Below are 26,066 nucleotides of genomic sequence, written 5' to 3' on the forward strand. Positions count from 1 at the left end.
CGATGAATTCGACAGAAGGACTATATCCATTCAATCTTACGCCAGAGCAAGAAGAACGCGCACGCGAGCTGCATGAGAGCTCGATTATTATTGATCTTTTGTTCCAGGGACCGCTGTCCCCGAAGGCGATTCCAGAGGCAATTTCCGAGAGTGTTCGGGAGGCGTGTGAGCCTTTCAAGGAGGATTCATGGGCATATAGCGCGATGCCGAGCAAAATCATTCACGACATGGCAGCTCGCGGAGAAATCTCCGAGTTCAAAGACGAATGGTACCGTTCGGGTATCACCGCAGGCAATCGTCAGTTGGACGTATCAAGTGTGGACAAGATCCTGATTAGCATGGGCGATATTCAGCGTCAGTTTGATGCGAACGACTGGCTCGTGAAAGCAGTGACGGCGGAGCAGATTCGCGCAGCGAAGGCTAGCGGTTTGAAGGCGGGTATTGTAACTGCTCAGGAAACCGACGGATTAGGCAAAAATCTCGAGCTGCTCGAGGCGATGTACAATTTTGGGCTTAGAGTGCTGCAGCTTACCTATAACAATCAAAATTATATTGCTTCCGGCTGTATGGAAGAGGCCAACGGCGGCGTGAGTAAGTTCGGTACGCGGTTTATTAGCAAAATGAATGAACTAGGCATCATTGTCGATACGAGTCATTGCGGCAAGCAAACGACGCTAGACGCGTGCCGGCTTTCAACAGCGCCAGTGATTGCTTCGCACACCGGGGTGGAGAACATTTATCCGCATAAGCGCTGCAAAAGCGATGAAGAATTCCAGGCCATTGCCGCAACGGGCGGCGTTATTGGCGTGTTCGCGATGCCGTGGTTCGTCCACGGGGATCCGAATGATACGACGATTGAGCATGTGCTCGATCATATGGATTATCTCGTCCAACTGGTCGGCGTCGACCATGTCGGTATTGGCACGGACTGGCCGATGAGCGATGTGGCGTGGTCGTTGGTTTATTTTAAAGAGCATATTGCGCCTCGCATTGGGTTCGCCAAAGGGGATGGACCTTCGACGGAAACAGTGAAAGGATTGGAGAAGTACAGCTATTTTATTAATTTTACCCGTGGTCTGGTGGCAAGAGGTTACTCGGACGAGGATGTTCGGAAAATGATGGGCGGAAACTGGCTGCGTGTGTTCGAAGCGGTGTGCGGATAGGAGATGGCGGAGATGAATGTGGGAACGACAGTTTATAAGTTGTATGCGGCTGGCGTGTATGAGGGGACGATTCGTTTTACAGCGAGTGCCATTATGCATGCTAAAGTAGATGCACGTCGGCGGACGCAGATGCAGGAGAATGTGTTGGCCGAGACGGCGGGCTACATCCTTCCTTTGCACAAAATTAGTGCGAATCAGTCCCATTATGCGGGTGCGGAGTGGCAGGGGGAAGCCGTCGTGCTGGGCAATGGCGAGCGTTATGAAAAGCATATCCAATACACGGGTGAAGCAGCGGGCAGAGAGGTCGTTTCGCAGGTATGGGCTTTGCGTAAGGATACCGCGCTCGATATCGTGACGGTGGATGGCTGTGTTGTGGCATTCGTGGCACCGAACCGCTATGGCATGGAAGTGCTGGTCGTGGATGGCTATGAGGGGGTGACACCGCTTAGGGAATATGCGGATTCGCTGCTTTCGGAGGCGCGCTATGGCGTGAACGACCTTGGGACTGATTTAGTGCCAATGCGTGATGGCGTTCGTTTGGCAACGGATGTGTATTTGCCTGAGGGCGTAGCGCCTGGTGCCAAGCTACCGACAATCCTGATCCGCACGTGCTATGACCGGAATATGCGGAAGACGTTTTTTAAAAGATGGGCGAACAAAGGCTACGCCGTCGTTAATCAGGATGTTCGCGGGCGAGCCGATTCCGAAGGGGAGCTCGTGCCGTTCTTCTATGAGCGCGACGATAGCGCGGATACGATCGATTGGATCGTCGCGCAGGACTGGTCCGACGGCAATGTTGGCATGTGGGGCGCTTCGTACCTCGGCTACGTAGTCACAGCCGCAGCGACTAGCGGGCACCCGAACTTGAAGGCCGTCGTGAACGAAGTGAACGTCGGTTCGCCGTTCGTGGATACGGTGCGCAAGGGCGGCACCGTGTGTTCGTGGCCTTTGCTGTGCTGGACGTTGGCGCAGTCGGTGGGAACGCGGACGGATTTTGATATCTTCGCGGGGAAGACAGTTAGCCCGGAGAAGGCTGTTGATGCAAGGCCGATCCGTGAGATTCCGCAGCAGATGATCGGTCGGGCCTCCGGCCCATGGGATATTTGGAGCGAGCATCCGGAATATGATGATTTTTGGCGCGATTGCACGTATAGTGAGCGCGGGGATCAAGTAAAGGTGCCGATGTTTGTGATCTCAGGCTGGTATGATGGCGACAGTGCCGGTGTGTCGGAGACATGGCGGATGCTAACCAAGCATGATGTGCCAAACCGCAAAATCTGGCTCGGCCCCTGGGAGCACGGCCCGAATCGGGCCCGTGATCTGCTCGACACCAGCTTTGGGAACGATGCGGTTGTGTATAACTATGATGTGAACGTGCTGCGCTGGTTCGATCGGTTTTTGAAGGGCGTCGCCAACGGCATCGAGCAGGAGCCTAGGGCTAGTTATTATGTGGTCGGCACGAACGAGTGGCGCGTGTCCGATGACTGGACGCCGAGCGAGGCGACGGCGACGAAATGGTTTTTGGGCAGCGGCGGGCGAGCGAACTCGAGCCTTGGGGATGGGGGGCTGACGCTGGGTTCTCAGGCGCAGCAGGCGGATTCGGATGCGTACGTGTACAATCCGGAGGAGCCCGTGGCAGACAGCGGCGAGCGTGAGCCGGAGAACATGCGGCGGCATGAGCTGCGCAGTGACATCCTCGTGTACACGAGCGAGGTGTTGGCGGAGGCCGTGACTGTAGCGGGCGAGCTGTCTTGTGAGCTGTACGCGTCGAGCACAGGCGTGGACACGGATTGGGTTGTGACCTTGAGCGATGTGGACCCGAAGGGGAACTCCATCAAGCTGTCCAACTACATCGTACGGGCGAAGTACCGTGGCGGCTTGGATGCGCCGGCGCTGCTGACGCCGGGGCAGGTGGAGAAGTACGATATTTTCATGCAAAATATCGCCCACACCTTCGCGCAAGGACACCGTCTGCGCTTCACGGTGACTTCGTCCAGTAAGATGATTGCGTTCCCGAACACAAACACCGGCTTGAATCCGTATGAGGATCCGCAGCCGATTGTGGTGACGCAGAAGATTTATCACTCGGAGGACTATCCGAGCCACTTGAAGCTGCCGATTTTGGCGTAGCGAAATAAATGAAAAGTAGCTGACGCATAAGTAGAATTCTTCTACCTATGGTCAGCTTTTTTATTGGAAGGGTTGGCTAATTCTTTGCACAGGGGGAACATGGATGCGCTAATTGGCTGATTTCGTTATTTATCGAGTTTATCGGCAAAATAGAGCATTGTAGTTCCCCTTCGATGATGATTTCTCCTATTTATCCGCAATTAGGACATCCTCGTTCCCTCGAGGGAGGGAGTGAGGACGTAAGGAGGTCGTTTTTTTGCTAGGCGCGGAGGGTAGGTACCAGCGGGGCATTCGACCCTTTCGTTATGTGCAGAGCGCGATGAATGATCACAATGTATACAATGTCTGCTGCCGTAGTGAGCACTGCAAGCAGTAGTAATAAAATAGAGTCCGGGTACAGCGAGTAGCAGAGTACGGATGCGCACAGGGTGCCAATCATTTTGTAATAAGCGATGTAAATAGTCTGGCCTTGGAGTCCTTGTTTAAAAGGCAGCTTAATAAACAGAAGGGACATCATCAGATTGATGCCAAAGGCTGTGTATTTTCCCTCTTGATCATGAAATTCAACGATCATGCCGACATGGAGCAGCAAGGCTATGACAAGTAAGGAAAAGATCGCAGGTAAGAGCAGACGTGGCGGATATTCGGGTTTGGCAAAGTAGACAGCTTGGAACAGGATGACACAATCCAGAAGAAGCCAAACAAGCGAAACAATCATCTGCAGCGGGTGGAAAGGCATCACGAAGGCGAATAGAAACTCCCACGTAATATTAGCGCAAATAGCGGGAATTGGCATGCCGCAGGCGCGATCCTTGAATCCTTGGATAATGATGAGGATATAAGTGACTGTCCAAAATATAGCTAGTCCATATTGCAGGAAGAGCTCCATTTGATTAGGCAGCAAGTGTTGCATCACCATAGTGGGACGCACATCCTTTCGAGGGTGTCTCTTTCTATTTCTATGTACAACCTTCTGAAAAAAGAAGAGGAACTTGTCTTCTCCAAACGATCAGGTTGAGAGAGGAACGGGAGGTATGTTGGAAGGTTCGTCGGAGGTGAATGGCGGGGAGTGCTGAAAGGGTTGATAGTTGGCGACGGGGGTTGGCAGAGTGAATAAGGTATGAGTAATTAACTGTGAAGATAAAATGGTGGGGGAAGCTGCATGGGTTTGCAGTAGATATTGGGAGAGTAATAAAGGTGTGGTAGATGACGCTGAGTGGTATTTATCCATTTATGGTGAAATAGCGTTATTTTATAACGTTATTCTCTCGTATTCTCTTCTAAACTAACAAATAAGATGTTTTCATAACGTTATTTTGCGAACGAGGTTCATCTCTATGTCACGGGAGCGATAAGTTATCTCGAGTTGCAAAAGTTCCCCGTTGTTTCTCTAAATTTTAAATGATGCATATGATTATTCAGGATAAACAGTTAATCGACAATCTCGGTTATCCAGTTATTCTCTCAAATCGGCTAATTTCGACGAAATTAGCTGTAGTTTTTACAGTTAATTACTCGGAGCGCTTCCGCGTTCTCCAGTCAGTCCTCCGTTGTCCCACCCGTCCCGCTAGTCCCCCTGCCCTCTAAGTCCGCCAGCCAGTTCCGCCCTTCCACGCCAACCCCTACTCCCCACGTCTTTGACTATTTTGTGACTAAAATTGGAAAAATGTTAGTTAAACTCATACTGAGTTAATAGTTTCTATGGAATTCTCCTTACAATTTTCCGATAACATATGCTTGGGATAAAGAGAGAGAGAAAATTCTCATAAATTGAAATATCGGAGGATTTGGATGCAAGCGAGAGCTAGATTAGAAGAGTGGATGAGACGTACGCAGGTAAAAATGGATTTGAAGCAAAAACTTATTGGTTCCTTTGCAATTATTCTGCTGTTTATGGGTATTTTGGGTCTTACCGATATGGTAAGAATGAAAAATATGAAGCAGGATATGACGGAAATTGCTCAGAACTGGATGGTCGGAACGCAGCAAATTCAGGAATTTAGTTATTTGACGGAGCATTTTGCGAAGGACCTAGTAGGTGTACACAACCAGAACGTTGCTGCAATAAAGAAAGAGTTAACTAGCCAAATTGAAGAGACGATCAGTAAAGGTGACAAGACCATAGAAAGCTACGGCACTTCATTGGCTAATGAAGAAGATAAGAAAAATTACGACATGATTCTAGTGCAATGGGGCAATCTAAAAAGCAACTACATCAAGTACAGTAAGGCAACAGATGAGGCTGAATTGGTTAGGCTCTATGTTGAGTTAACTCAAAGTTATAATTTTGTACAATCGATATGCCGTAAAATGGTTGATTTTAACCAAAATGGCGCAAATGAAAGTGTGGAAAAGAATACAGCCGCGTATCACAGCAGTATCGTAAGCGGTGTTAGTCTATTGATCCTCGCCGTGTTGTTATCTGTTGCAATTACATGGGCAATTGTGCGCAACATTACAAGACCTGTTATTGCCGCATCTCACGTGCTGGATCGCATGGCAGAAGGGGATCTGACGGCGTCGGAGCTGCATTTTACGAATAAAGACGAAATTGGCGTCCTCGTTCAAGCGGTAAATGGCATGATGCGTCAAATGCGCGAAGTCATGGCCCGTATGCAGGAATCATCGAGCGCCGTCGCCTCCTCTTCCGAGCAATTGTATGCGAGCTCGGAGCAAAATAGCGAAGCTTCCCAGCATGTTGCTGTGGACATTCAGACGATTGCCGCAGAAGCAGAAACACAGCGCATCAATGCGCTGGAGTGTGCCCGCGCCATGGATGAAATAGCAGTTGGCGTGCAGCGCATTGCGGAAACGACGTCGGACGTGTCCGATCTATCGATTAACGCATCTGAACAAGCACGCAACGGTCAAGCGGATGTTAAACATGTCACGATGAGTATGCACGCTTTGAGCAGTGCGGTTACACAGGCGAATCAGACGATTCACCAGTTGGCAGAACACTCGCAGAATATTGGTAAAGTATCACAAATGATTGGCGAGATTGCGACGCAGACGAATCTCCTCGCCTTGAATGCTGCTATTGAAGCAGCACGTGCTGGTGAGGCTGGTAAAGGCTTCGCTGTAGTTGCTGAAGAAGTTCGCAAGCTAGCTACGCAAACAGGAGAGTCAGTTGGTGCGATTAGAGGCGTGGTTACCAACATTCAAAAAGATACAGATGAAGCAGTAAAAGCGATGGATGCTGGACTCGTTGAGGTACAAAAAGGACTTCAATCCGTCGATCGTACGGAACTGAGCTTCCAAGCCATTGTTCGCTCTGCAGACGAAGTAGCTTCCAAGATTCAAGAAACAGCAGCAGCTGCGCAGCAAATGGCCGCAAGTTCACAGCAAGTCTCCGCCACGGTCACGAACATGGAGCATGTCGCGAAGATGACCTCGGAGTTGTCACAGAGTGTGGCAGGGGCAACGGAAGAACAGCTGGCGTCCTCTCAGGAAGTTACGTCATCTTCCCAGATGCTCGCAAGTATCGCCCAAGACTTGCAAGATGTGATCAATACGTACAAAATGCACTAATATACATACAACGGACACTTAAGACACCCTCGTGGTGTCTTTTCTGCTCGCAACATTTGCTTCTGGCGATCACCGTGTTTTAAACTAGCAGAGAACAGCAATATATGACCAAAGGATGGAATTCCGTATGAATATGATCACGAATCAATTATCGATGAATGATTTGAAGAAGTTCAAGAACGACATCACACGATTCATGATGACCTATAAGTTTGCTTTGGACGAAATGGAGACTAGGATCGATATCCTCGTTCAAGAATTCGAGATGCTGCATGAATATAATCCAATTGAACATACAAAGTCGCGGTTGAAATCACCGGAGAGTATTTTTCAAAAGCTGATGAGAAAAGGCGGAGAGCTCTCTTTCGAAGGAATAAAAGGCAGCGTGAAAGACATCGCCGGTCTGCGAATTACATGCTCGTTCGTGTCCGACATTTATGTGATCTCTGAGATGCTGAGAAATCAGAACGACCTACATATTTTAAGTGAAAAAGACTATATCAAAAACCCGAAGCCCAATGGGTACCAAAGCTTGCATTTGCTGATTGAAGTGCCAGTCCATATGTCGGATCGCGAAGAGCGCGTCTGTATGGAAGTTCAAATTCGGACGATTGCGATGGACTGTTGGGCGAGTTTGGAGCATAAGATATTTTATAAGTTTAGTGAAGGTAACCAAGCTGTACCTGCCCGTCTCCTGGAGGAGTTAAAGCAAGCAGCGGCCTCCGCGGCAGCGCTCGATTCACAGATGGAACGGCTGCATGCCGAGATCAGCGTGATTAAGGAAGAACAGGCGGATATCGCTGAAGATGCCATGAATCAGATTATGATCAGTAATCAGCAATTTCCGTTGCCGAAAGCGCTGCTTGCCCTCATGAGTGAAGAGCAGTAGTCCTAGGTGGCAGATGAAGGTAATTGGGTGATGCAGATGTATTCGTGCTATAATAGAAGGATCGGATTGAGAAGGGTGCGAAAACATGCAATCATTTGAAGACTGGAATCAAAAGGTGAAGACAACCTTCAACGCGACTAGCAATGAAGCGGTACTCACGGTAATGGAAGCAGGCAAAATTTTAGGTATGTCGAAAGATCAGATGAAGCAATATGTGGACAAGAACAATTTAACGAAAGTGCCGATCATGCGAAGTGTGCACCGTTACCTTTTATTAGAGAGTGAGATTACTGAGATTGTGGGGAAATAAGTAGATGAAGGTTCAAAATTATGTCAATCATCGACGTATGCATCCGTTGTTTCACTACGCATTTTCATTGTTAGCGCTAGGCTTAGTGGTACTATCCATTATGGATTTAATTAGCGCTATACAGGCTGATGATCAGGTGTTGCCAGCGGTCATGTTTGTCCTCATTGCAGTCATTGTGGTTGTGATTTTTCTCTTGATACGTTCTTACCCAATCAAAGCACAGGATCGAGCGATTCGGGCGGAAGAAAACCTGCGGCATTTTGTTCTAACACAAGAGTTGTTGGATAAAAAGTTAACGATGGGTCAAATTACGGCTTTACGGTTTGCATCGGATGAAGAATTTCCTGCACTTTGTAAGAAGGCGGCAGCAGAGCGAATGGCCCCAGATGCGATTAAGAAAGCGATTCGCAGTTGGAGAGGCGACCATTTTAGAATTTAATACATGTCTACTAGAGAAAGACACATCTGCGGATGATGTCTTTTTTTGTGATTTTTCACACAGTTTTGCGCAAAAAGTAGTTATTTTTTCCTAGGACTTCTGGTACAATTTTAGGGAGAATCGTATGGGTTAATTTCAGAATGAGGTGGCTTGGTGAGCGGCAGTATTAGTAAAACGTACCATTCTTTTATAGATAAAATTACGGAGGATAAGAAGGAATATAGGAAGGTATTTCTACTATTTGCTTATCTATTCTTTGTAGTATCCGCTTCAACGATCGGTCGAACGGCGGCGGACACGCTATTTTTAAGTCGTTTTGATAATTCCTATTTGTCTTTGATGTACTTGCCGCAGGCACTCGTCATGATTACGGCAGGGATCGTGTTCCAACGATACTCTCCCAAAGTACGCTTAGAAACACTCCTCAAACTAATGATTCCACTGATCTCGACGTTCGTTTTGATCTCTAGATTCGGTGTGGGGATGGAGCTGCGATGGGTGTTTCCCGTCATTTATATCGGCTATGATGTGTTCAATTTTCTGATGATCGTCTGCTTCTGGCAGTTCGCTACATCGGTAATGGACCAGCGCAAGGCGAAGCAAATGATTGGGCTTGTGGGCAGCGGGGGAATTATGGGCGGGATTCTAAGTGGATTCGGTCTCAAAGTCCTTGTTCCACTGGTAGGTACGGCGAATTTAATTTACGTGTATGCGGCTCTGCAATTACTCGGTCTTGTTGCGGTGTTTGTTATTTTGGGTATGACCCAAGACAGTGGTGATTCGAAGCCAGCCCAGACGCGTAAACCTACTGTAAAGTCGTCCTCCGTGCAGCAAAAAGGTGGCCTTTTCGCGAGTGTGCCGCATCTCAAATATGTCGCTATCTTGGCCGCAGCGCTCGTCGTTTCGTTAACTTTAATTGACTATCAATTCAAAGTCATTCTACGCGGCACCTTGCAAAACGAAGCATTAGCCGGCTTCATGGGAAGCTTTTACGGCTTCTCTGGATTGATTGCCCTCTGTGTGCAATTGTTCGTCTCGGGGCGTGTGATTACGCGATTTGGGGTGATGACAGCGCTGTTGATTTTCCCGATTGCACTCTTCGCGGGGAGTCTCGGCATACTTGTATGGCCGGTTCTTGCTATGGCGGTTGTTGTCAAAGGCAGCGATAAAGTCGTCGGTGACACGATATACTCCTCGGTCAGCCAATTAGTGATGTTCCCGGTACCACCGGAATGGCGGAATAAAGCGAAAGGTTTCTTAGACGGGATTGTCCGAAATGGTGCCAAAGGACTTGCAGCCATCTGTCTTCTCCTCGTTACACGATTCGTAGCCCCTGAGAAGCTAAGTTATCTCGTGTTAGTTCTGCTTGTTGTGGGCATTTTTGCCGGTATCAAGGTAAAGAAAGCATACTTAACAACACTCTTATCGAATCTCAAAACAGGTGGCGACGACTTGCAAAAGGTCGAGCTGAATCTCATGGATTCTGCTACGCGGCAAATCTTAATGGATACGTTGCATGGTTCGGACAAGCAGCAAGCGCTGTATGCGTTTGGGCTTTTGAAGGAGATGAGCTCTTTCGACTTAACTCCGCATCTAGAGGGCTTGCTGCAACACCCTATACCTGAAATGCGTTTAGAGGCCCTGGCCTACGTGGAGTTGAGGGTGCCTGAAGGCTTTGAACCGACCCTGCAGACCTTAATTGCATCCCATCATATACAGGTTAGAGCCAAGGCTATTATTGCCCTCTCCGCCTACGCGAATGAAGATTATGTCGATGAACTAACTGTGTATTTAGAGGACCCGTCTGTTGAGGTTCAAGCGGCAACCATTGCTGGCTTGGTCAAATACTACAGTATTGAAGGCATGTTCCGTGCGGTAGGGAAGCTGAAAGCCATGATGGAAAGCGGACACGAAGAGGAACGAATCGCGATGGCGGCCTTGTTCGGACAAATCCGTGTGAAAAACTTTTACAAGCCGCTCATTTCGCTTTTGCAGGATAATAGTCCGCAAGTTCGTATTCGTGCTTTGGAGTCAGCGGCAATTCTTCACGTTCCTCCGTTACTCGTGCCCATTATTGGGATGTTAAAAGATAGCCAAACCCGGCGCTATGCCATTGATGCACTTGCGGCCTATGATGAGGATGATGTGCTGCCCAACTTGGCACCCTATTTAGAGCAGCAGGAAGTAAATTTGTATTTGCCTTCGGTGTTTGAGCGTGTGGGAACACAAAGGGCGATGGACATGTTATTTGCTTGCTATGAGAAAGCGCCCTATGCGCTGCGCGACCGTATTCTAGAGGCGTTGCAACGGATGAGTAAGCAATTGCCTCAGCTGGATGGCCGGAAAGTGGAGGCCTATATTTTGCAAGAATTGCAGCTGTATACACAGTTTGCTGAACATGGTTCAAGCGTGATTGGTGTAGAAGAATTTACGGAAATTGAGAAGATTATTGGTGAAATACGTACAGCGATCTCTCGGCGTGTTTTCTTACTGCTAGCATTGGTAAATGATGCTCAGACCATGCAGGCGGTATATCTGGACTGGTCGGAAGGGGATTCACGTCAACAGGCTAACGCCGAGGAGGTTATCGATCAGACGCTTCAAGGCGCTTTGCGCACGGAGATGGCCAAGTTCATGGCTGGCTCGCGAAAGCTGACGAAAGTATCCGTCAGTAAGGTCGAGCTTAATCTGCATCTGAGCTGGTTAGCCGAGCAAGGAGACGAATGGCTGACGCAAACGATCCAGTATCATACACATCGTAAGACAGATTCGTCAGCAAATGTGGAGCTTGCAGATCTGATGCATCGTGTGCAGCTGCTTCGTCGAGTATCCCTGTTTCAGGGTCTCACGAGCAGAGACTTGTCGGTTATTGCTAAGCGATTGCATCAAATGGTGGTTGCCCAAGGTAATACCATTATTAAAGAGGGAGATCCAGGAGATTCCCTCATGCTGGTAGATGAGGGCAGAGCTGGCGTATATCGCAACAATCAGCTCCTCGGAGGATTGAACTCAGGCGATTGCTTTGGCGAAATGGCGATTCTGACATATAGTGCACGTACAGCTACCATACGCGCGGAAGAAGATATGGTACTGTGGCGGTTAGATTCGTCCGTGTTTTACGATATGATGTTTGATCAGACGAGCATTGCCGTTGAAATGATGAAGCTGCTATCCCGCAGATTGCGCTCTGAGCTGGAGCGTGGTCAAGGGAAAGCCGTAGTTGCGCAGCAGAAGGAAGAGCCTGTGCAAGAACGAGTGCTAGAGCCAGATAAGCAGGATGCAGCAGCGCAGTCCGAGCTGATACTTGCACAGGATGAGGCCGCTGCTGTGGGGATGAAGTCAACTGCGGATGCCAAGGAATTGACGAGGGATGAAATTATTTTACGACGTATCCTGGTCTTGCAGAAAATCGACCTTTTTGCGCATCTAGGCCCCAATGATTTCATGTGGTTGGCGCAAATGGTCGAGGAAGTTGCCTATGACGCTGGTGAAGCGATCTGTCGCGCAGGCGACTTCGGAGACACCATGTATGGGATCATCGAGGGAAGTATCCGCGTCCACCGTGGCAGCGAGGAGTTCGCGCTGCTAAGTGAAGGAGCCTTCTTCGGCGAGATGGCCATCATCGACAGTGGCCCGCGCTCGGCGGATTGCACCGCGAAGGAACCAACCGTGCTGCTTCAGTTGCATCGTGATCTCGTGCTGAGCTTCTGCTTCCAGAACATCGATGTTCTGCGCAGCATGATGCGAGTGATTGCGGATCGTCTGCGAGGCATGATCTAAAGTGACAAAAGGATGCCAACCGCGGTAAAGGGTTGGCATCCTTTTTGGATTGGGGGGCTATTAAACCCTTTTAATTCCGAGTCCCTCGACTTTCCGTAACCACTGCTCCAACACTTCTTTCTTCTTAAACTTAACCATGCCAATCTCAGTGACCTTTACAGGTTTGATGCCCACATAATGTAGAATGCCGCGCTTCATAATAAGGTGATTGGCGCTCTTTAAAGCTAGGCGGTAGTACCAGGGTGGAGAATCCATCGTCACGATGAGGCGCGCGGTTTTCCCCTTGAGCAGCTTCTCAATCATAAAAGAATTAGGTTTGGATTTGAAGGCGAAGCCTGGTAGAAACACGCGGTCGAAGAAGCCTTTCATGATCGCCGGCATCGAGCCCCACCAATTCGGATAGATGAACACAAGATGATCTGCCCAGCGGATCGTCTCCTGCGCAGCTACTAAATCAGGCTCTAATTCTGTCCGGTTATGGTAGCCGTGTTTTAGATTGGGATCGAACTGAATTTGTCCGAGATCAATGACACGAACGTTGGCGCCACTACTGGAGGCACCTTTTGTATAGGCTTGTGCTAACGCGTTGCAATAGCTTTCGGGATAAGGGTGTCCAATGATTACAGCAATGTTGTTATTTTTCATATTTAACACCTCATATGTTATGATCGTTATAATGCAATAATAAGCTCGGAGACAGGATAACAAAATGATGAAAAACGCGAAAAAGTTGATCATTCGCGCAAAGGAAGGAGGGAGTTGAATGAACAGGGACGACGTATCCGTGTCTCTTGCATTTCCAATCATGAAGACGATGGCGCTTAGCGGGTACGATTGGGATTCCTTTTGCGCTTACGCGGGAGTCGAACCCAGTTTGTTCCGAATTCCAGAAGCTCGCATCGTTCAGGGTGACTTTGAGCGTGTTGTCCAGGCGGCTGCACGGTATACGGGTGATGATATGTTCGGGCTTCATCAGGGTCAACGTTTGAGCCTTTCTGATTTAGGCGTTCTTGGCTATGTCATGATGCATTCCAAGACGTTGGGAAAAGCGCTATCGGCTTATCAGACATATAACTTCATCGATTGCAGTGGCTTTAACATCGACATTGTTATTGAGAGTGAGGATGTCGTTATTTCCGTGTTTCTCAGCAACTCGCTTGAAGATCCCGGCCGGCACTTTATTGAGTGCATGACGGCCTCCTTCTATCAGACGCTGCTCACTTTAAGCTGTCGGCCTCTCCCGATTAAAGAGATTAGATTCATGCACGCCCCGCCGTCGCTAATTGAAGAGTATGAGGTTGTTTTTGGGACTACTCCGCTTTTCGGTCAGAAAGTCAATTCAATGCGGTTAAGCAAAGAGATACTAGACTATGCGATTGTTGGTTCGGACACGCGGCTGTTAGATGTCTTTCAAGCGATGGCTGAGGAGGTTAGTGCCAAGCTTTCTTCCAATTACTCCGTACTAACGAGTAACCTGAACAAGTGGATCATCGCATGCATGCCGTCCCATTTTCCGAGCTTGCAGGAAGCCTCCAAAGAGTTCTTGATGAGTCCTAGAACGTTACAAATAAGGCTAAAGACAGAGAATACTTCGTATAATCGATTGGCCAATGAGGTTCGCAAGGAGTTTGCTATCCGTTATTTGGCACAACCGGAGTATACGATCGGTGAGATTGCCTATTTGCTGCACTTTTCAGAGCCGAGCGCGTTCCAGACAACTTTCCGGAAATGGACGAATTTGACGCCCGGAGAATACCGTCAACGCGAGCGCGAGGTAGTAAGTTCGGGGCGGTTCTGAGGGTTTCGCTGCGATAAAATAAACATAACAAACATAACAAAAGGCAACAAAGAGGCAGAATGCGCCTCTTTGTTGCCTTTTTGCACACTACCTAGCGCCGTCTCCGCTCCCGCCGCAGCAAATAAATAAAGTACGGCGTTCCGATGACCGCCGTCATAATCCCCACGGGGACCTCCCGTGGGATAATAATGACGCGGCCGACGAGGTCGCCGAGCAGCATGAGATCCGCGCCGATCAAGGCGGCGAGCGGGATCAACCACTGGTGCCGGCCGCCGACAAGGCTCCGCGCAATATGGGGCGCGATCAAGCCGATGAAGCCGATCGCGCCGACGGCCGACACGGAGATGCCGGCCAACGCCACTGCGAGCAGCAGCAGCCAGAAGCGCTGCCGTTCGATCCGCACGCCCAGCGCGGCGGTCATCTCGTCGCCAAGCTGAAACACGTTCAGCTTGGCGAAGTTCGCCCACACGATGGGCAATAGCACGGCAATCCATGGCAGCAGGCTGTACACGTTGTTCCAGCTGCGATTCCATAGACTGCCCGAGAGCCACAGCAGCGCCGCATTGATGTCACTGGGATGGCGGATAATCAGATACTGGATGCCAGCCTGAAAAATCGTCCCAATCGCAATGCCCACTAGGGCCAGATGGGAGGGACGCAGGGTTAACCGGCGACTTAACAAGAGCAGTAAGAGAAAGGCTGCGAATGCCCCGATGAAAGCGGCAATCGGTAAGTAATAGCTTGGCAGCTTAGGGAACAAGAAAATGACCCCAGCGGCCATAAAGCCAGCCCCTTTGGTAATCCCGATCACATCGGGGCTCGCCAAAGGGTTTCGAATGACACTTTGGAGAATGACGCCGCCAACGGCTAGTCCAAAGCCAGCCAATATAGCAACCAATATGCGGGGCAAGCGCAATTGGTGCACGATAAAATACGAAGGATGCTTCGCATCCGTAAGAGCCGCCCATACATGGTGATAAGGGATGCGAACCGCACCCACATGAGCATTGATGAGAGCTAGGATAATCAATATAAGGAAAGTTACGATCAATGAAATAACAGGGATCCGTAAGGCTTTTGAGGTCATCATCGTGCCCTCCGTTGCTTCAACGCTAGGTAAATGAAGAACGGAGCGCCGATCAGTGATGTGACGATGCCAACCGGTGACTCAAAGGGAAATGCGATAAAACGGCTAAGAAAATCAGCATATAACAGCAGAATTCCGCCAAATAAAGCCGTTAACGGCCCGAGAACGACCAAGTTCGTTCCTACTAAAGCGCGCGCAATATGCGGCACAATCAGGCAGACGAAGCCAATGGGACCACATAAGGCTACTGCGGAGCCAGCGAGTACAATGACGAGCAGGACACTAATGCCACGCACAAACGTGATGCGTTGACCAAGCCCAGTAGCAATGTCATCATCGACAAGCAGCAGTTTAAACGAAGGGAGCATGAACGCAAACAACAGCATGCCTCCTATAAAAAACGGAAGAATGACGCGCACTTCTGTCCAAGCGGCTTGACTTAATGAGCCAACCAACCAGAAAATCATGCTGTCTGTCGCATGCTGATTAAAAATAATGACCCCTTCCGTCAACGAGGACAGGAGGAAGTGAATCGTGATACCAGCGAGCGCAATATAGACGTATTGTTTGCTGCCCGTTCCAGCGAGTGACCAGACGAGCAAAGCTCCAAGTGCTGCGCCGACAAAGGCAAAAGCAATCAACCCCATGTTGCCGAAATGCGGCAGGAAAACAAGGCCAACGACAACCGCTAACGCACCACCCGCATTGATGCCGAAAATGTGTGGGGAAGCTAGCGGGTTTTTGGTCGTGAGCTGGGTGAGCAGCCCTGCGAGTCCGAGCTGCATCCCGACGATGCAAGCCATGATGGCTCGCGGTAAACGCAGTGTTTGGATATAGAGATGAGCTTTATCGCTGCCTTGATAGGTCACAGCTTCGTACAACGTGTGCCATGACACGGGGGATTGGCCCCATTTTAGACTAGAAATAATTCCGATTAGAATCGCCAATAGGCTCGCAGAAAATAGGAAGAGCAGAGGCCATTTACGGCTCTGCTTCTCAAGGTTTATGGGTTGGTTCATCGAACTACTGCCCCAGATTCTTCACGATATCGTCGAGGATTTTCTCCGACCCGATCATGCCACGGGATAAGGACCAGTCGCGTCGCTCAACAGTGAATACTTTTTTGTTAGCTACAGCATCAATCTTCTGCCATAGCGGGTTCTTTTCCCACTCTTGTACGATGGTAACTTTCTCAGTTGGCATCAAGAATAGGACTTTTGGATTCGCCTCTACTAATTGCTCCAGGGTAATCTGTGGATAAGCTGTCGCATTTTTCACGGGATCCGTGTATCCAAGCATAGTCAGGAAAGAGCCACTATAAGCATGATCCGAGTGTGCGAAGAAGCCTTTTGGATTCACAACTGCAGGAAGAACACTAAGATTTGATGCGGCTAGTTTCTTTTTCATCGCTTCAACCTTCGTTTGGTGCTCAGCAAGGCGCTTCTTGCCTTCTTCTACTTTACCAACGGCTTGTGCGATAATGCCTACATTTTTCACCATTTGATTGTAATCCGCTTGGAAGTCATCCAAAACAAGAACCGGTGCAATACCTTTGAGCTGTGGAATCGCAGCTTTATGTTTATTAATATCCACGATAATCAGATCTGGTTTAAGAGAGGAAATAAGTTCAATGTTAGGCTCGTAGCGTGAGCCGACCGAAGTGTAAGTTTTGAGCAAAGCTTTTACCGGGTCCATCAAAAGGTCTGCAGAGCTATCGTCCGCTACACCGATTGGCTGTACGCCAAGGGAGACAAGGATGTCTGTGAAGCCGAATTCCATCGCTACGATACGTTCAGGCTTCTTAGGCAATTCAACTGTACCTACAGCATCTTGAACGGTTATCTTTCCGTCTGCTTTGGCAGCAGGGGTTGGGCTAGCGGCAGCTGGTGCGGTTGTAGCAGCTGACTCGGTATTCGTCGCTTTGCCACAAGCAGCAAGGCTTAGTGCAAAAACGCTGATCAGTGCGATAAGGCTAATACGCGTAAAAAAAGATTTCATTGATGAATTCCTCCGTGACAATGATTATTATTCTCAATGAGTATGATACCGAATAATAGATCCGTCGAACATGTCCAATTTGCAGATTGGACATGTCTTATTATTAGATTTTAGAGAGGTGGGTGACATACTCGGAAGGCGTATAGCCCGTCCTTTTCTTAAATACTTTGCTGAAATGGAAGTAATCGACGAAACCAACGCGGCTAGCAATCTCTTTGGCCAGCAGATCTGTCTGCAGAAACATGATCTTCGCTTTCTCAATACGCAAGGCATATAAGTAACTCATGAGCGTCTTCCCCGTCATTTTTTTAAATAGAACCGTAAAATACCCCACACTCATTCCAGCACGACGGGCCAGCATCGGCAAAGTAAGCTCGAGCATGTAATGCTCATTCATATAGGAAATCGTACTCGCAATGGATTCTGAAGCGGATTTTTTCTCATGGGTCAAATCGGATTCGTGCAGATATATAAATAGGATACGCTCCAGCATCATTCTCATTCGCATAATATGTGTCGTGTCTTCCCAGACAGTCAACGGATCATGGTCCTGCGTTCTTCGGATAATTTCATCGAGCATATAGTGGATTTTGATTTCACTTAACGTTGTGAGATGGCCCTGCAAGGTCCAAGAATGATCTTCAGGCAGCATCGTATAGGTAATGATAACGTAATCGACGAGTTTGGTTTTGGGCACTTGTATGGTGTAGTCACCCTGATCGGGATGACAAGCATAGGCTTGGGAACAAATAATCGGCTCCTGCCCAGACCAATGCAAGGTAAGATGACCTTGGCGGACAATAACCAGCTGATATTTGTTAGGTGAGCTAGTCATTGCTACGGCGGAAGAAGCCACCTGGATATGATCAATTAGCGGTACAAGCGGGATCATTTGATGGAAATTCACAGAGATGCAGTCCTTTCGTATGTGCTCACACATCTAGTCTAATTGAACATGCTCATCTTGATAGTGACACAAAAGGAAGGCGGCAACAAGCCTTCGCTGACAAAAAAACACCCCGATCGGGGTGCCGCGTGCTCACATCGCATATACACTTTTGCTAATAATTTCTGGTAACTCGGCGCGCTGCGCTAAATATTGTTCAGGTGTGATGCTGCCATTGAATAATCGCAACTGCAGTTGCTCAGTAAGCTCCGCCAATTGGAGTTCAATCACCTTCTGTACATCTACCTGGTTAGCTTTCGCAATATCGGCTAATGAGAATCCGTTAACCTGTGCTTGATAAATATCTTCCTCTGACGAAAGCTTCAGGACATGCAGCAAATCTTCTTTAATTGGTTTCGTGTCACGTCTACGAATCGAAATCTCCACCCCTACAGATCATGTACTCTATTGTATTCAGATGAAAGCTAAGTGGAATGGGGGATTATCACTGAATTGTCGGGAAAAAAGGTTTGTTTCTCTGGCGTATGGTACGAAAGTATACCATCGACTCCCGCGAAGGTAGCCCTTATAAACTACCCTTATGGGCGAGGGCACAAATCGGATAACAAGATACAATATGTATGTAAGCAAGCGAGCGCAGTTAACGAAGGAGGTCGGGCACCAATCAATGATGCCTTTAAAACGTAAGGTAGTAACCATCTCATTGAGCCTATCGACTTTCCTAGTTATGGGCACCGCCTATGCGTATTCTGAGGCGAGTACGCCACTGCAGACGTGGTTCAAGGCACAGCTATTCATCCATCAGCAAGCGATTGATAGCAAGCTTCAACAAGAGATCGTCACGGTAAGGCAGGCCTTGGATGAATCAGGTAAGGAGTCGGTTGCTCGCGCAGGTGTTCATTTGGAGAAGGTGGCAGAGGATACAGGCCACAAAGTTGTCAGCAGCATAGACACAACGCAGCAAGCATACGCGGATCAATTAGAGCGCGCATCACAATTGCTTAGTCAGTCTAGCAGGGAAGCTTTTGATCGGTATATCCAGACTTCGACCAACCAAATGAGCAATAACTTGACGCAATGGGCTGATGAAACGATTCAAGGTTTAACAGCTAAGCTGGGTGACTAGTCAGTCAGGTGAGTAATGAGTTCACTTATCGGTGAGCGCAATGAAACAAATAGACGAATACTAAGGGAGAATGATGACGAATGAAAGCATTGAAAAGTAAATTGGCGATTGGTGTAGTAGCAACAGGTTTAGTAGCAGGTATGGGGACAGCGTTTGCAGCAACGGATGCAGGAGCACAGCTTCAAAGCTGGTATACGACAGCATCAACTGCAGCTAAACTAGCGATCGCAGGTGACTTTGGAACGTATTACCTGAACAAAGCAAAGGCGCTTGATGAGAATGTTGATAGTGGATTAAACGCAGCGCGTGTGAACATTAAGACGACAGGTGAAGCTGAGTTGGCTGGCGTTAACAGTGCAATCGGCACGCAAAATTCTACTTACCTGAACCAAATTACGAACAAAAAAACAAGCATCTCGAACAGCATTGGCGCTGAGTATGATGATGTCGTTAATACAACAAACGCGGTAACGAATGGCAGCCTAGCGGCCATCGGAATTGCAGATACAATTGAAATCACGAATGGTATCAAAAATCATGAAGCTGTTTATACAAACAGATTGAACGATGGCGTTAAAATAACGAGCGATGCTGCAGTAGCCGAATTGTCTGCGAATATTATTAAAACGAAAGCAGATTTGGAAGCTTTGTTAGCTACAGAGAAAACAAATGCAACTGCGGAAGTGAAAGCGAATCTTGATACGAAAATTAGCGCACTACAAACGAAACTTGCCGAGCTAACAACTCAGCTTCAAACAGCAGCACAAGGGAAAATTGTTGCACGTGCTGATGTACTTGAAGCAGATGCTTTAAAGAAATTGGACGATATCGTTAAAAACATTAAATAATATCCCAATAGCCGGAGGTTCACCTTGGTGGATCTCTGGCTTCTCTTAACAGAAGGAGCTGGCAAGATGAAGAGCAGGAATAAGAAGGTTCAGACTTGGTCGAAGCGAAAGGTCGCTGCTGGAATTGTCTCTTTAACAGTTATCATCACGGCTTCAGCCGGAATTTCCTATGCGGATACAGATTTAGCGGGTTCTATGACTTCGTGGTTTACGAAGAAAACAGGGCAAGTTATGCAGAACTTGGATGCTTCACTTACATCCGAGACGGAGACGCAGAAGGAATTGTTGAAGAAAGAATTGCAGCTTCGACTCGAAGCATCATCCAGAAATTTGGAAGCCTTCACAGAGGAACAGAAGAGGTTGCACTCGGCAGCACTGGGACAGTATGCACAAAATTTACTAGGCAAAGTGAATATACGTTCGGAGCAAGACAGAGCGCAAATTGTACGCAAGCTTCAAGCGATTCAAGATAGTGCTCAGGCGGGAATGGACGCGTTAGTGGACAGTTACGTACCACCTAATCTTGTGTTTGTGCCTACAGTTCCGAGCATAATCATAGCTCCACCACCGCCACCACCGTCTACCGTTGTGGGGGACGTATACGGCGTACAATCCAAACCAAGTACGGTCGTAGAGGTTACTTACAAAAACTAACGACAGCCTAATTTAGTCATAGAGGTGAATAACAGTTGGAAGAAATCATCGTGGAGACACCAGCAAGAAGTAGGCAGAGGAGTGAAGTGTGGGGGTGGATTCGGTTTGTTTTGCTCCTAGGACTTATCTTCATGTTAATTAATAATATGATCGGGCTTACCAAAGTTTCGGGCAATTCAATGAATCCCTCCTTACACAATGGGAATGTCTTGCTCATGAACAAAATCCCGCTTTTCTTTTCATTACCTGAATACGGAGACGTGGTAGTTATCAAGGATCAGCGGCTAGGCTTTTCCATCATTAAGCGGGTGATCGGCGTTCCGGGTGATCACGTACTCATTGCAAATGGCATCATTTACGTCAATGGAAATCCTTTGCCTGAATTGTATACCGTCGGGAAGTCAGAGGATATGAAAGAGCAAACTGTGGCAAGCGGGCACTTGTTTGTTATCGGAGACAATCGGAATTTCGGTGAGAGTAAGGATAGTCGAGATCCATCCCTGGGTCAGGTTCAAATGAAAGATGTGAAGGGATATGCAGCCGTTTCTCTATTCCCAATGAAACGAATTTCGATGCCACTTAAGCTGAAATAATGAACGATCCGGCGGGTCATCCTGGCGGATCTTTGGCGTATTATCGTTGAAGTTCGAATTGCACTAATCCCTTGGAGAGAGCATAAAGGGCTGCTTGTGTGCGATCTGCTAATTCGAGCTTTGCCAATACTTGACTCACATGCTTTTTAACCGTGAATTCTGTGATGAATAGTGTGCTGGCAATTTCTTTGTTTGAACGTCCCTTGCCAAGGGCTAGCAGGACCTCAAGTTCTTTGGGGGTCAGCTCGGAAATCGAGTGATCTCTATCAGCTGTGTTATCCTCCATCAGTGAACTCATTAAATCAGAATCGTAATATTTACGTCCACGAGCAACGACTTCGATCGCATATAAGAGGTCCTCAGGAAAAGCTTCTTTCAAGCAGATGCCTTCAATTTGTTGGGACTGGGCTAATAGAAGTTCACTTCGTGTGATAGATGAAGTTAATATCAAGAATTTACAGGTATGCCCCGCACGGCGTGCTTCCTGGATCATGTCTAATCCACTTTCGCTGCCTAAATTTAAATCAACGAGAACGAGGTCAGGCATGAATTGTTCAAGGAGCAAGTGTGCCTCTCTGGAGGTACTTGCTTCTCCAAGCACGTGCAGGAGTGGGCTGGATGCTACGATAGTACGAATGCCTTGTCGGACAAGTGGATGGTCATCAAGGATAATGATACGAATCATAAGGTTAACCTCCTATAGAAAACTAAACTATGTTATAGTTGTTTATAGTGCTTTTTACCTAGGTCTTTTATACTATTACCTCATACGATTCTCAATTATATCTCACATTTTGGCGAAATACCATTAAGATTACATAAAGCTTAGGAGCAGTTGGACATGTTTTTTCAAAAGAGAACAGGCATATATGTATTCCTCGCTTGCAGATGGACATTGCTGCTTATTGGCCTTTTATTGTACGTCCGAGACCATCTAGTTCCCCAAGAGTTCCTATTGATGGCTGTACTTTTCCAAACCCTATATAGCCTTGTACATACCAGACAGATGCCTAGGAGTATAGGGATAGGTGCAACTGTTATGGATCTATGCTTTAGTATGTATTTGTTAAACCATACGGGGGGGCCTTCAAGTCCATTCCTGGTGTACAGCTTCACAGGCTTGGTTACGATCAAAAGGCATGTAACATGGCGTGTATTTTATTCCGTTATACTTGGCTATCTGGTGTTAATTCCACTTCTATTTTCCAGTGTTTCTTCGACATCCATGTATGTGTATCTAAGAAAGCATTTGGACTATAGTGTTATTGCCCTCATTTTCATGCTTTGTGTCGGAACGGTACATTATGGGGTTAAGGTTGTACATAAAGAATATAGGAAGCTCGCTAGGATTTACGCATCTAGTCCATACGCGGCTTCAGCTAAACATCAAGGTGCCGTTCCCTATTTGGAAAGCGTACTAAAGAAGGTGCTGGATGACCGCGATGTTATCTTGTGTCTCACGGCTGTGAGAGAGCCGGAAAAAGTCCGAAGTTGGAGGCAGACCTACTTTTTGAACTATTTGAAACAAAATATGCCGCCCTCTCACAAAATGTATGCGAACGTGCCTTCTCCGACAGGCGAGGTATTACCGTTTTATATCGAAACCCTGAGGGATCGTTTGGGAAATATGTATGGTTGGTTACTTGTGAATGCGGATAAGGAGGAATTGTCTTTCCTACATCACATGTATATTCGGTTTCTTCTGATTCGTTTGGAAGCAGATTACTTTGTTAGGGGGGAATTAGTGAACGCAGCTGAGAAGGCTGTAGCGAAAGAGCGTGATACAATCGCACAAAATATTCATGACGGTATCACGCAGGAATTGTTTTTCATCTCTATCCAGTTGTTTCAGTTGAAGCAATCGCTTCCTGCAGGGGTACGTGACGAGATACTCCCTCATGTCGTAGAAATTGAAAAAAAGGTTAAAGAAAGTCACCGTGAGATGAGACAGTTTATCATTGAACTAAAGGATGAGAAAAGAAAAATTAATCTTCATCATGCGATAGAGAAGTTGCTGCATCGAGTGACGGAGCATACAGAAGTGCAACCAACTTTTGAGAAAAATGGTTGGATTGCACACGAACAGCTTGAGATTGAGGAGGCCATTTATCATCTGGTTGAGGAAGCAACAAATAACGTCATTAAGCATGCGCAAGCCAAGCATATTGATGTGCAAATAGAGGTCACAAGTGTGCAATGGGCGATCACAATTAGGGATGATGGAATGGGAATGAATGTGTCTGAAGAAAACCTGCAGGGGCGCTACGGACTTGGAGGCATGGAGAATCGTATCAAATCTTTGAACGGATCGCTTTCTTTTCACTCGGAACTGGGTAAGGGGACAACCATTACGGCCTATATTCCGCGAGAAAGGAGATTGGCGTATGTATAGCGTGGTTATAGCTGATGATCGGCAAATTGTACGAGCTGGGTTGCACATGTTACTTGAAGGATGTGGTTCTTTTACAGTGATGGGGGAAGCTTCTGACGGTAATGAGGCGGTAGCCCAATCGCTGACCCTCATGCCAGATTTACTGTTGACTGATCTTAAAATGCCGGGGGTATCGATTATAGAGGGTTCCAGAAAGTTGAAAGAAAGCTTGCCTCATATGAAGATTATCATCTTAACTGCATTCGATGAAAGTGAAGATATCTATCGTGCTTATAAGGCGGGGGTAGATGGTTATTTGATGAAAGACACCAGTCCGGAGACAATCCTTGCTTCGATTCATGAAGTCATGAGGGGAACTGCCATATTTCAACCCAAGGAGAACCATGTGCATTTGACGGGGGAGAATAGGCTATGAATATCGTGCTGCGATTCAGTAGACAACCGATTCATCAACTATGTATGTTTATCATTGGCAGTATGGCTGGGCTATGTACGTTGAGTGGTTTATGCTATTGGCTAATAAGTCGGAATAGCGAGTCCTATGTATATACGATGACATCTGCGACGGTTACGTTATTTGGTTGGGCGATGTATGGACTGCAACACATGATGCCAGCACACAGCAGGTATTCGAAGGTGGTTGCACCTGCTCTAATTTTTCTAGTAATCGTGGTGGTTACCTTATACAATCCATTGACTTTACAGCAAATGTGGGTTGCACTTATCTTTTTTCCAGTCATGCTCAGTTTGTTAGTTGAATATAGGATTTACCTGTATGGCGCGTTATTATTCTTGCTGTATTTCGTTTGTTTTCAAATGTTAGGGCCTAACTTTACCCCATATGGCGAGACTTCCTCTATTATCATGGCGACAACCAAAGGCGTTTATGCCTTAGGAGCTATTATTTTGGGAGGTATCGTTCAAGCTGCCATGTACCAATACAAAGCCAACGCAGATGCCGCCTCTTTTCAAAAACAGAAGCAGCAAGTGATTAATATCCTCGAATCATTTATTTCGGTTGGGGAGAGGAAGACACAAACTTCCCGCAAAGAAATTGGTGAAATGAGTGCTTTGCTAAAAGCGCTTGTTCATGCTTATGGCGGCCTAAAGGTACAAGAGTGGGAGATTGATTTGCTATCGCTTATGCATTTTGTGAGTCGGGTTAAATTACCGGATTATATGTTTGAAAAAGAAGGTAAGTTATCTGAATTTGAGTATGAAGTTGTACAGGAACACTGCTATATGGCGAGGGAATTATGCGAAGGCATTCCAGAGTTTCAAGAAGTAGAAAAAGCTTTTCTGTATCACCATGAAAAAATAGATGGAACAGGCTATCCGTATCGTCTAGAGGGTGCTCAAATTCCAATTCTCTCGCAGATGCTCGGTATTGTCGAAGTGTACCTGGCATTGACGACACCGCGTTCCTACAGGCAGGAGACCACAAGTAAAGAATCATTAGCTGAGATAAAAAAGTTAACGCATGTGTCCTTTCGAGCTGACGTCGTTGAAGCGTTCGGCAAAGTGATAGATTAAGCGGTGTACACATAATCTCCTGCCGTGGTGTGGCATATTAGTAACAGTCCTAGTTGGCTGTAACTCATCACAACTCACCACATAAGGCAAGGAGTGAAAGACAACCACGTGAACATCATGCGAATTCTCATGCTTTCCCTGGCGCTATTCGCGGGGCAAATGACAATGGCTTCTGCTGCTGACGGTACTTATCATTTTGGTTTCAAAAAGAGTGTTAATGGTCAACCCCCGTCGATTGATCAAGAAGGATTCAAGGGGTTGCTGAAGCAGCGCGGGGCTGTTTTTACAGGCGATCAATCGCAAAAGGAATTGTACTTAACCTTCGATAATGGGTATGAACAAGGTTACACAGGTCGGATCCTGGATGTGCTCAAAGAGAAGCAGGTACCTGCTATATTTTTCGTGACAGGCCACTATATCCGGACGGAGCCAGAGCTATTGAAGCGCATGGCAGCTGAGGGGCATCTGATCGGCAACCATTCGTGGAGTCATCCCGATATGAGTCAAATTCCGGCGGAACGCATTCAGAAAGAGCTCAATCAAGTGAAAGAAGAGGTCGCCGCGGTTACGGGGCAAAAGGAAATGCACTATCTGCGCGCGCCGCGGGGCATTTTCAATGACCGTTCGCTGTCAGTCAGTCAAGGACTTAACTACACAAATGTCTTCTGGTCTGTTGCGTATCGCGACTGGGAGCCCAAGCAACAGAAGGGCTGGGAGTATGCGTACAAAAATGTAATGGCCCAGCTGCATCCAGGCGCAGTGATTCTGCTGCATTCCGTTTCCAGTGACAATACGGAAGCGCTTGGCAAAATTATTGACGCCGCTCGGGCGCAGGGCTACCAGTTCAAAAGCTTGGACGAGATGAAGCTGCGCACGCCGTAATGCAAG

At 47.5% G+C, this 26,066-nt stretch carries 24 protein-coding genes; 16 read left to right on the forward strand and 8 right to left on the reverse strand.

Annotated features, from left to right (window positions below):
* The first annotated feature begins 2 nt into the window (after positions 1-2).
* Both AC58QT_RS29320 and AC58QT_RS29325 read left to right on the forward strand, forming a co-directional pair.
* Positions 3-1,163, forward strand: coding sequence for a dipeptidase (locus AC58QT_RS29320; protein ID WP_497412059.1), 1,161 nt, complete (start codon positions 3-5; stop codon positions 1,161-1,163).
* A gap of 12 nt (positions 1,164-1,175) precedes the next feature.
* The gene (locus tag AC58QT_RS29325; protein WP_497412060.1) at positions 1,176-3,293 is read left to right on the forward strand and encodes a CocE/NonD family hydrolase; all 2,118 of its coding nucleotides are present in this window, start codon (positions 1,176-1,178) and stop codon (positions 3,291-3,293) included.
* A gap of 259 nt (positions 3,294-3,552) precedes the next feature.
* Here AC58QT_RS29325 and AC58QT_RS29330 read toward each other — a convergent pair whose 3' ends face one another.
* Positions 3,553-4,212, reverse strand: coding sequence for a transmembrane-type terpene cyclase (locus AC58QT_RS29330; RefSeq protein ID WP_497412061.1), 660 nt, complete (start codon positions 4,210-4,212; stop codon positions 3,553-3,555).
* A gap of 872 nt (positions 4,213-5,084) precedes the next feature.
* Between AC58QT_RS29330 and AC58QT_RS29335 the strand changes: the two genes are divergently transcribed.
* The 5 genes from AC58QT_RS29335 (at position 5,085) to AC58QT_RS29355 (ending at position 12,242) form a co-directional block, all read left to right on the forward strand.
* A complete protein-coding gene (locus tag AC58QT_RS29335) occupies positions 5,085-6,824 on the forward strand; it encodes a methyl-accepting chemotaxis protein (protein ID WP_497412062.1) in 1,740 nt (579 codons plus the stop codon).
* A gap of 133 nt (positions 6,825-6,957) precedes the next feature.
* Positions 6,958-7,713 (forward strand): GTP pyrophosphokinase, encoded by a 756-nt coding sequence (locus AC58QT_RS29340; protein ID WP_497412113.1) that lies wholly within the window; start codon positions 6,958-6,960, stop codon positions 7,711-7,713.
* An 85-nt stretch (positions 7,714-7,798) separates the two neighbouring features.
* Positions 7,799-8,023, forward strand: coding sequence for a DNA-binding protein (locus AC58QT_RS29345; RefSeq protein ID WP_310501655.1), 225 nt, complete (start codon positions 7,799-7,801; stop codon positions 8,021-8,023).
* A 4-nt stretch (positions 8,024-8,027) separates the two neighbouring features.
* Positions 8,028-8,462, forward strand: a complete 435-nt coding sequence (locus tag AC58QT_RS29350; protein ID WP_497412063.1) for a DUF6526 family protein — start codon at positions 8,028-8,030, stop codon at positions 8,460-8,462.
* 153 nt (positions 8,463-8,615) lie between these two features.
* Positions 8,616-12,242: an Npt1/Npt2 family nucleotide transporter gene (locus AC58QT_RS29355; RefSeq protein WP_497412064.1), complete on the forward strand. Its 3,627-nt coding sequence runs from the start codon at positions 8,616-8,618 to the stop codon at positions 12,240-12,242.
* 60 nt (positions 12,243-12,302) lie between these two features.
* Here AC58QT_RS29355 and AC58QT_RS29360 read toward each other — a convergent pair whose 3' ends face one another.
* On the reverse strand, positions 12,303-12,887 hold the full coding sequence (locus AC58QT_RS29360) for an NAD(P)H-dependent oxidoreductase (RefSeq protein ID WP_497412065.1): 585 nt from the start codon (positions 12,885-12,887) through the stop codon (positions 12,303-12,305).
* Between the two features lie 118 nt (positions 12,888-13,005).
* Between AC58QT_RS29360 and AC58QT_RS29365 the strand changes: the two genes are divergently transcribed.
* Entirely contained in the window at positions 13,006-14,040 is a 1,035-nt protein-coding gene (locus AC58QT_RS29365) for an AraC family transcriptional regulator (RefSeq protein WP_497412066.1), read from the forward strand.
* A 91-nt stretch (positions 14,041-14,131) separates the two neighbouring features.
* Here AC58QT_RS29365 and AC58QT_RS29370 read toward each other — a convergent pair whose 3' ends face one another.
* The 5 genes from AC58QT_RS29370 to AC58QT_RS29390 all read right to left on the reverse strand — a co-directional run bounded on the left by AC58QT_RS29370 (position 14,132) and on the right by AC58QT_RS29390 (position 18,458).
* Positions 14,132-15,130, reverse strand: a complete 999-nt coding sequence (locus AC58QT_RS29370) for a FecCD family ABC transporter permease (protein ID WP_497412067.1) — start codon at positions 15,128-15,130, stop codon at positions 14,132-14,134.
* On the reverse strand, positions 15,127-16,146 hold the full coding sequence (locus AC58QT_RS29375) for a FecCD family ABC transporter permease (RefSeq protein ID WP_497412068.1): 1,020 nt from the start codon (positions 16,144-16,146) through the stop codon (positions 15,127-15,129). Before AC58QT_RS29375 ends, AC58QT_RS29370 begins: the two co-directional genes overlap by 4 nt.
* A 4-nt stretch (positions 16,147-16,150) precedes the next feature.
* Positions 16,151-17,125: an ABC transporter substrate-binding protein gene (locus tag AC58QT_RS29380; RefSeq protein WP_497412069.1), complete on the reverse strand. Its 975-nt coding sequence runs from the start codon at positions 17,123-17,125 to the stop codon at positions 16,151-16,153.
* A 103-nt stretch (positions 17,126-17,228) separates the two neighbouring features.
* A complete protein-coding gene (locus tag AC58QT_RS29385) occupies positions 17,229-18,032 on the reverse strand; it encodes a helix-turn-helix domain-containing protein (RefSeq protein ID WP_497412070.1) in 804 nt (267 codons plus the stop codon).
* Between the two features lie 132 nt (positions 18,033-18,164).
* A complete protein-coding gene (locus AC58QT_RS29390) occupies positions 18,165-18,458 on the reverse strand; it encodes a hypothetical protein (protein ID WP_310501662.1) in 294 nt (97 codons plus the stop codon).
* Between the two features lie 241 nt (positions 18,459-18,699).
* On the opposite strand from AC58QT_RS29390, the gene AC58QT_RS29395 reads away from it, so the two are divergent.
* The 4 genes from AC58QT_RS29395 to lepB all read left to right on the forward strand — a co-directional run bounded on the left by AC58QT_RS29395 (position 18,700) and on the right by lepB (position 21,253).
* On the forward strand, positions 18,700-19,158 hold the full coding sequence (locus tag AC58QT_RS29395) for a hypothetical protein (protein WP_497412071.1): 459 nt from the start codon (positions 18,700-18,702) through the stop codon (positions 19,156-19,158).
* A gap of 80 nt (positions 19,159-19,238) precedes the next feature.
* Positions 19,239-20,006 (forward strand): hypothetical protein, encoded by a 768-nt coding sequence (locus AC58QT_RS29400; protein WP_497412072.1) that lies wholly within the window; start codon positions 19,239-19,241, stop codon positions 20,004-20,006.
* Between the two features lie 66 nt (positions 20,007-20,072).
* Positions 20,073-20,660 carry a hypothetical protein gene (locus AC58QT_RS29405; protein ID WP_497412073.1) on the forward strand — a complete coding sequence of 196 codons (588 nt, stop codon included), beginning with the start codon at positions 20,073-20,075 and terminating at the stop codon, positions 20,658-20,660.
* Positions 20,661-20,695: 35 nt separating this feature from the next.
* The gene (gene lepB / locus AC58QT_RS29410; protein ID WP_497412074.1) at positions 20,696-21,253 is read left to right on the forward strand and encodes a signal peptidase I; all 558 of its coding nucleotides are present in this window, start codon (positions 20,696-20,698) and stop codon (positions 21,251-21,253) included.
* 40 nt (positions 21,254-21,293) lie between these two features.
* On the opposite strand, the gene AC58QT_RS29415 is transcribed toward lepB, so the two are convergent.
* Entirely contained in the window at positions 21,294-21,938 is a 645-nt protein-coding gene (locus AC58QT_RS29415) for a LuxR C-terminal-related transcriptional regulator (protein ID WP_497412075.1), read from the reverse strand.
* Between the two features lie 156 nt (positions 21,939-22,094).
* On the opposite strand from AC58QT_RS29415, the gene AC58QT_RS29420 reads away from it, so the two are divergent.
* The 4 genes from AC58QT_RS29420 (at position 22,095) to pdaA (ending at position 26,060) form a co-directional block, all read left to right on the forward strand.
* Positions 22,095-23,645 carry a sensor histidine kinase gene (locus tag AC58QT_RS29420; RefSeq protein ID WP_497412076.1) on the forward strand — a complete coding sequence of 517 codons (1,551 nt, stop codon included), beginning with the start codon at positions 22,095-22,097 and terminating at the stop codon, positions 23,643-23,645.
* A complete protein-coding gene (locus tag AC58QT_RS29425) occupies positions 23,638-24,060 on the forward strand; it encodes a response regulator (protein WP_497412077.1) in 423 nt (140 codons plus the stop codon). Before AC58QT_RS29420 ends, AC58QT_RS29425 begins: the two co-directional genes overlap by 8 nt.
* Positions 24,057-25,178 carry an HD-GYP domain-containing protein gene (locus AC58QT_RS29430; RefSeq protein ID WP_497412078.1) on the forward strand — a complete coding sequence of 374 codons (1,122 nt, stop codon included), beginning with the start codon at positions 24,057-24,059 and terminating at the stop codon, positions 25,176-25,178. Before AC58QT_RS29425 ends, AC58QT_RS29430 begins: the two co-directional genes overlap by 4 nt.
* Positions 25,179-25,295: 117 nt before the next feature.
* Positions 25,296-26,060: a delta-lactam-biosynthetic de-N-acetylase gene (gene pdaA / locus AC58QT_RS29435; RefSeq protein ID WP_497412114.1), complete on the forward strand. Its 765-nt coding sequence runs from the start codon at positions 25,296-25,298 to the stop codon at positions 26,058-26,060.
* Positions 26,061-26,066 lie beyond the last annotated feature (6 nt).

The sequence above is a fragment of the Paenibacillus sp. J31R109 genome, from assembly GCF_059692055.1.

Bases quoted from the DNA above. Each gene is read 5' to 3' on its own strand.
- AC58QT_RS29365 (WP_497412066.1), top strand. From the start codon at position 13,006: ATGAACAGGGACGACGTATCCGTGTCTCTTGCATTTCCAATCATGAAG.
- AC58QT_RS29345 (WP_310501655.1), top strand. From the start codon at position 7,799: ATGCAATCATTTGAAGACTGGAATCAAAAGGTGAAGACAACCTTCAAC.
- AC58QT_RS29415 (WP_497412075.1), bottom strand. From the start codon at position 21,938: ATGATTCGTATCATTATCCTTGATGACCATCCACTTGTCCGACAAGGC.
- AC58QT_RS29350 (WP_497412063.1), top strand. From the start codon at position 8,028: ATGAAGGTTCAAAATTATGTCAATCATCGACGTATGCATCCGTTGTTT.
- AC58QT_RS29335 (WP_497412062.1), top strand. From the start codon at position 5,085: ATGCAAGCGAGAGCTAGATTAGAAGAGTGGATGAGACGTACGCAGGTA.
- AC58QT_RS29430 (WP_497412078.1), top strand. From the start codon at position 24,057: ATGAATATCGTGCTGCGATTCAGTAGACAACCGATTCATCAACTATGT.
- AC58QT_RS29320 (WP_497412059.1), top strand. From the start codon at position 3: ATGAATTCGACAGAAGGACTATATCCATTCAATCTTACGCCAGAGCAA.
- AC58QT_RS29425 (WP_497412077.1), top strand. From the start codon at position 23,638: ATGTATAGCGTGGTTATAGCTGATGATCGGCAAATTGTACGAGCTGGG.
- AC58QT_RS29330 (WP_497412061.1), bottom strand. From the start codon at position 4,212: ATGGTGATGCAACACTTGCTGCCTAATCAAATGGAGCTCTTCCTGCAA.
- AC58QT_RS29340 (WP_497412113.1), top strand. From the start codon at position 6,958: ATGATCACGAATCAATTATCGATGAATGATTTGAAGAAGTTCAAGAAC.
- AC58QT_RS29380 (WP_497412069.1), bottom strand. From the start codon at position 17,125: ATGAAATCTTTTTTTACGCGTATTAGCCTTATCGCACTGATCAGCGTT.
- AC58QT_RS29360 (WP_497412065.1), bottom strand. From the start codon at position 12,887: ATGAAAAATAACAACATTGCTGTAATCATTGGACACCCTTATCCCGAA.
- AC58QT_RS29325 (WP_497412060.1), top strand. From the start codon at position 1,176: ATGAATGTGGGAACGACAGTTTATAAGTTGTATGCGGCTGGCGTGTAT.
- AC58QT_RS29420 (WP_497412076.1), top strand. From the start codon at position 22,095: ATGTTTTTTCAAAAGAGAACAGGCATATATGTATTCCTCGCTTGCAGA.
- AC58QT_RS29375 (WP_497412068.1), bottom strand. From the start codon at position 16,146: ATGAACCAACCCATAAACCTTGAGAAGCAGAGCCGTAAATGGCCTCTG.
- AC58QT_RS29395 (WP_497412071.1), top strand. From the start codon at position 18,700: ATGATGCCTTTAAAACGTAAGGTAGTAACCATCTCATTGAGCCTATCG.
- AC58QT_RS29405 (WP_497412073.1), top strand. From the start codon at position 20,073: ATGAAGAGCAGGAATAAGAAGGTTCAGACTTGGTCGAAGCGAAAGGTC.
- pdaA (WP_497412114.1), top strand. From the start codon at position 25,296: ATGCGAATTCTCATGCTTTCCCTGGCGCTATTCGCGGGGCAAATGACA.
- AC58QT_RS29400 (WP_497412072.1), top strand. From the start codon at position 19,239: ATGAAAGCATTGAAAAGTAAATTGGCGATTGGTGTAGTAGCAACAGGT.
- AC58QT_RS29370 (WP_497412067.1), bottom strand. From the start codon at position 15,130: ATGATGACCTCAAAAGCCTTACGGATCCCTGTTATTTCATTGATCGTA.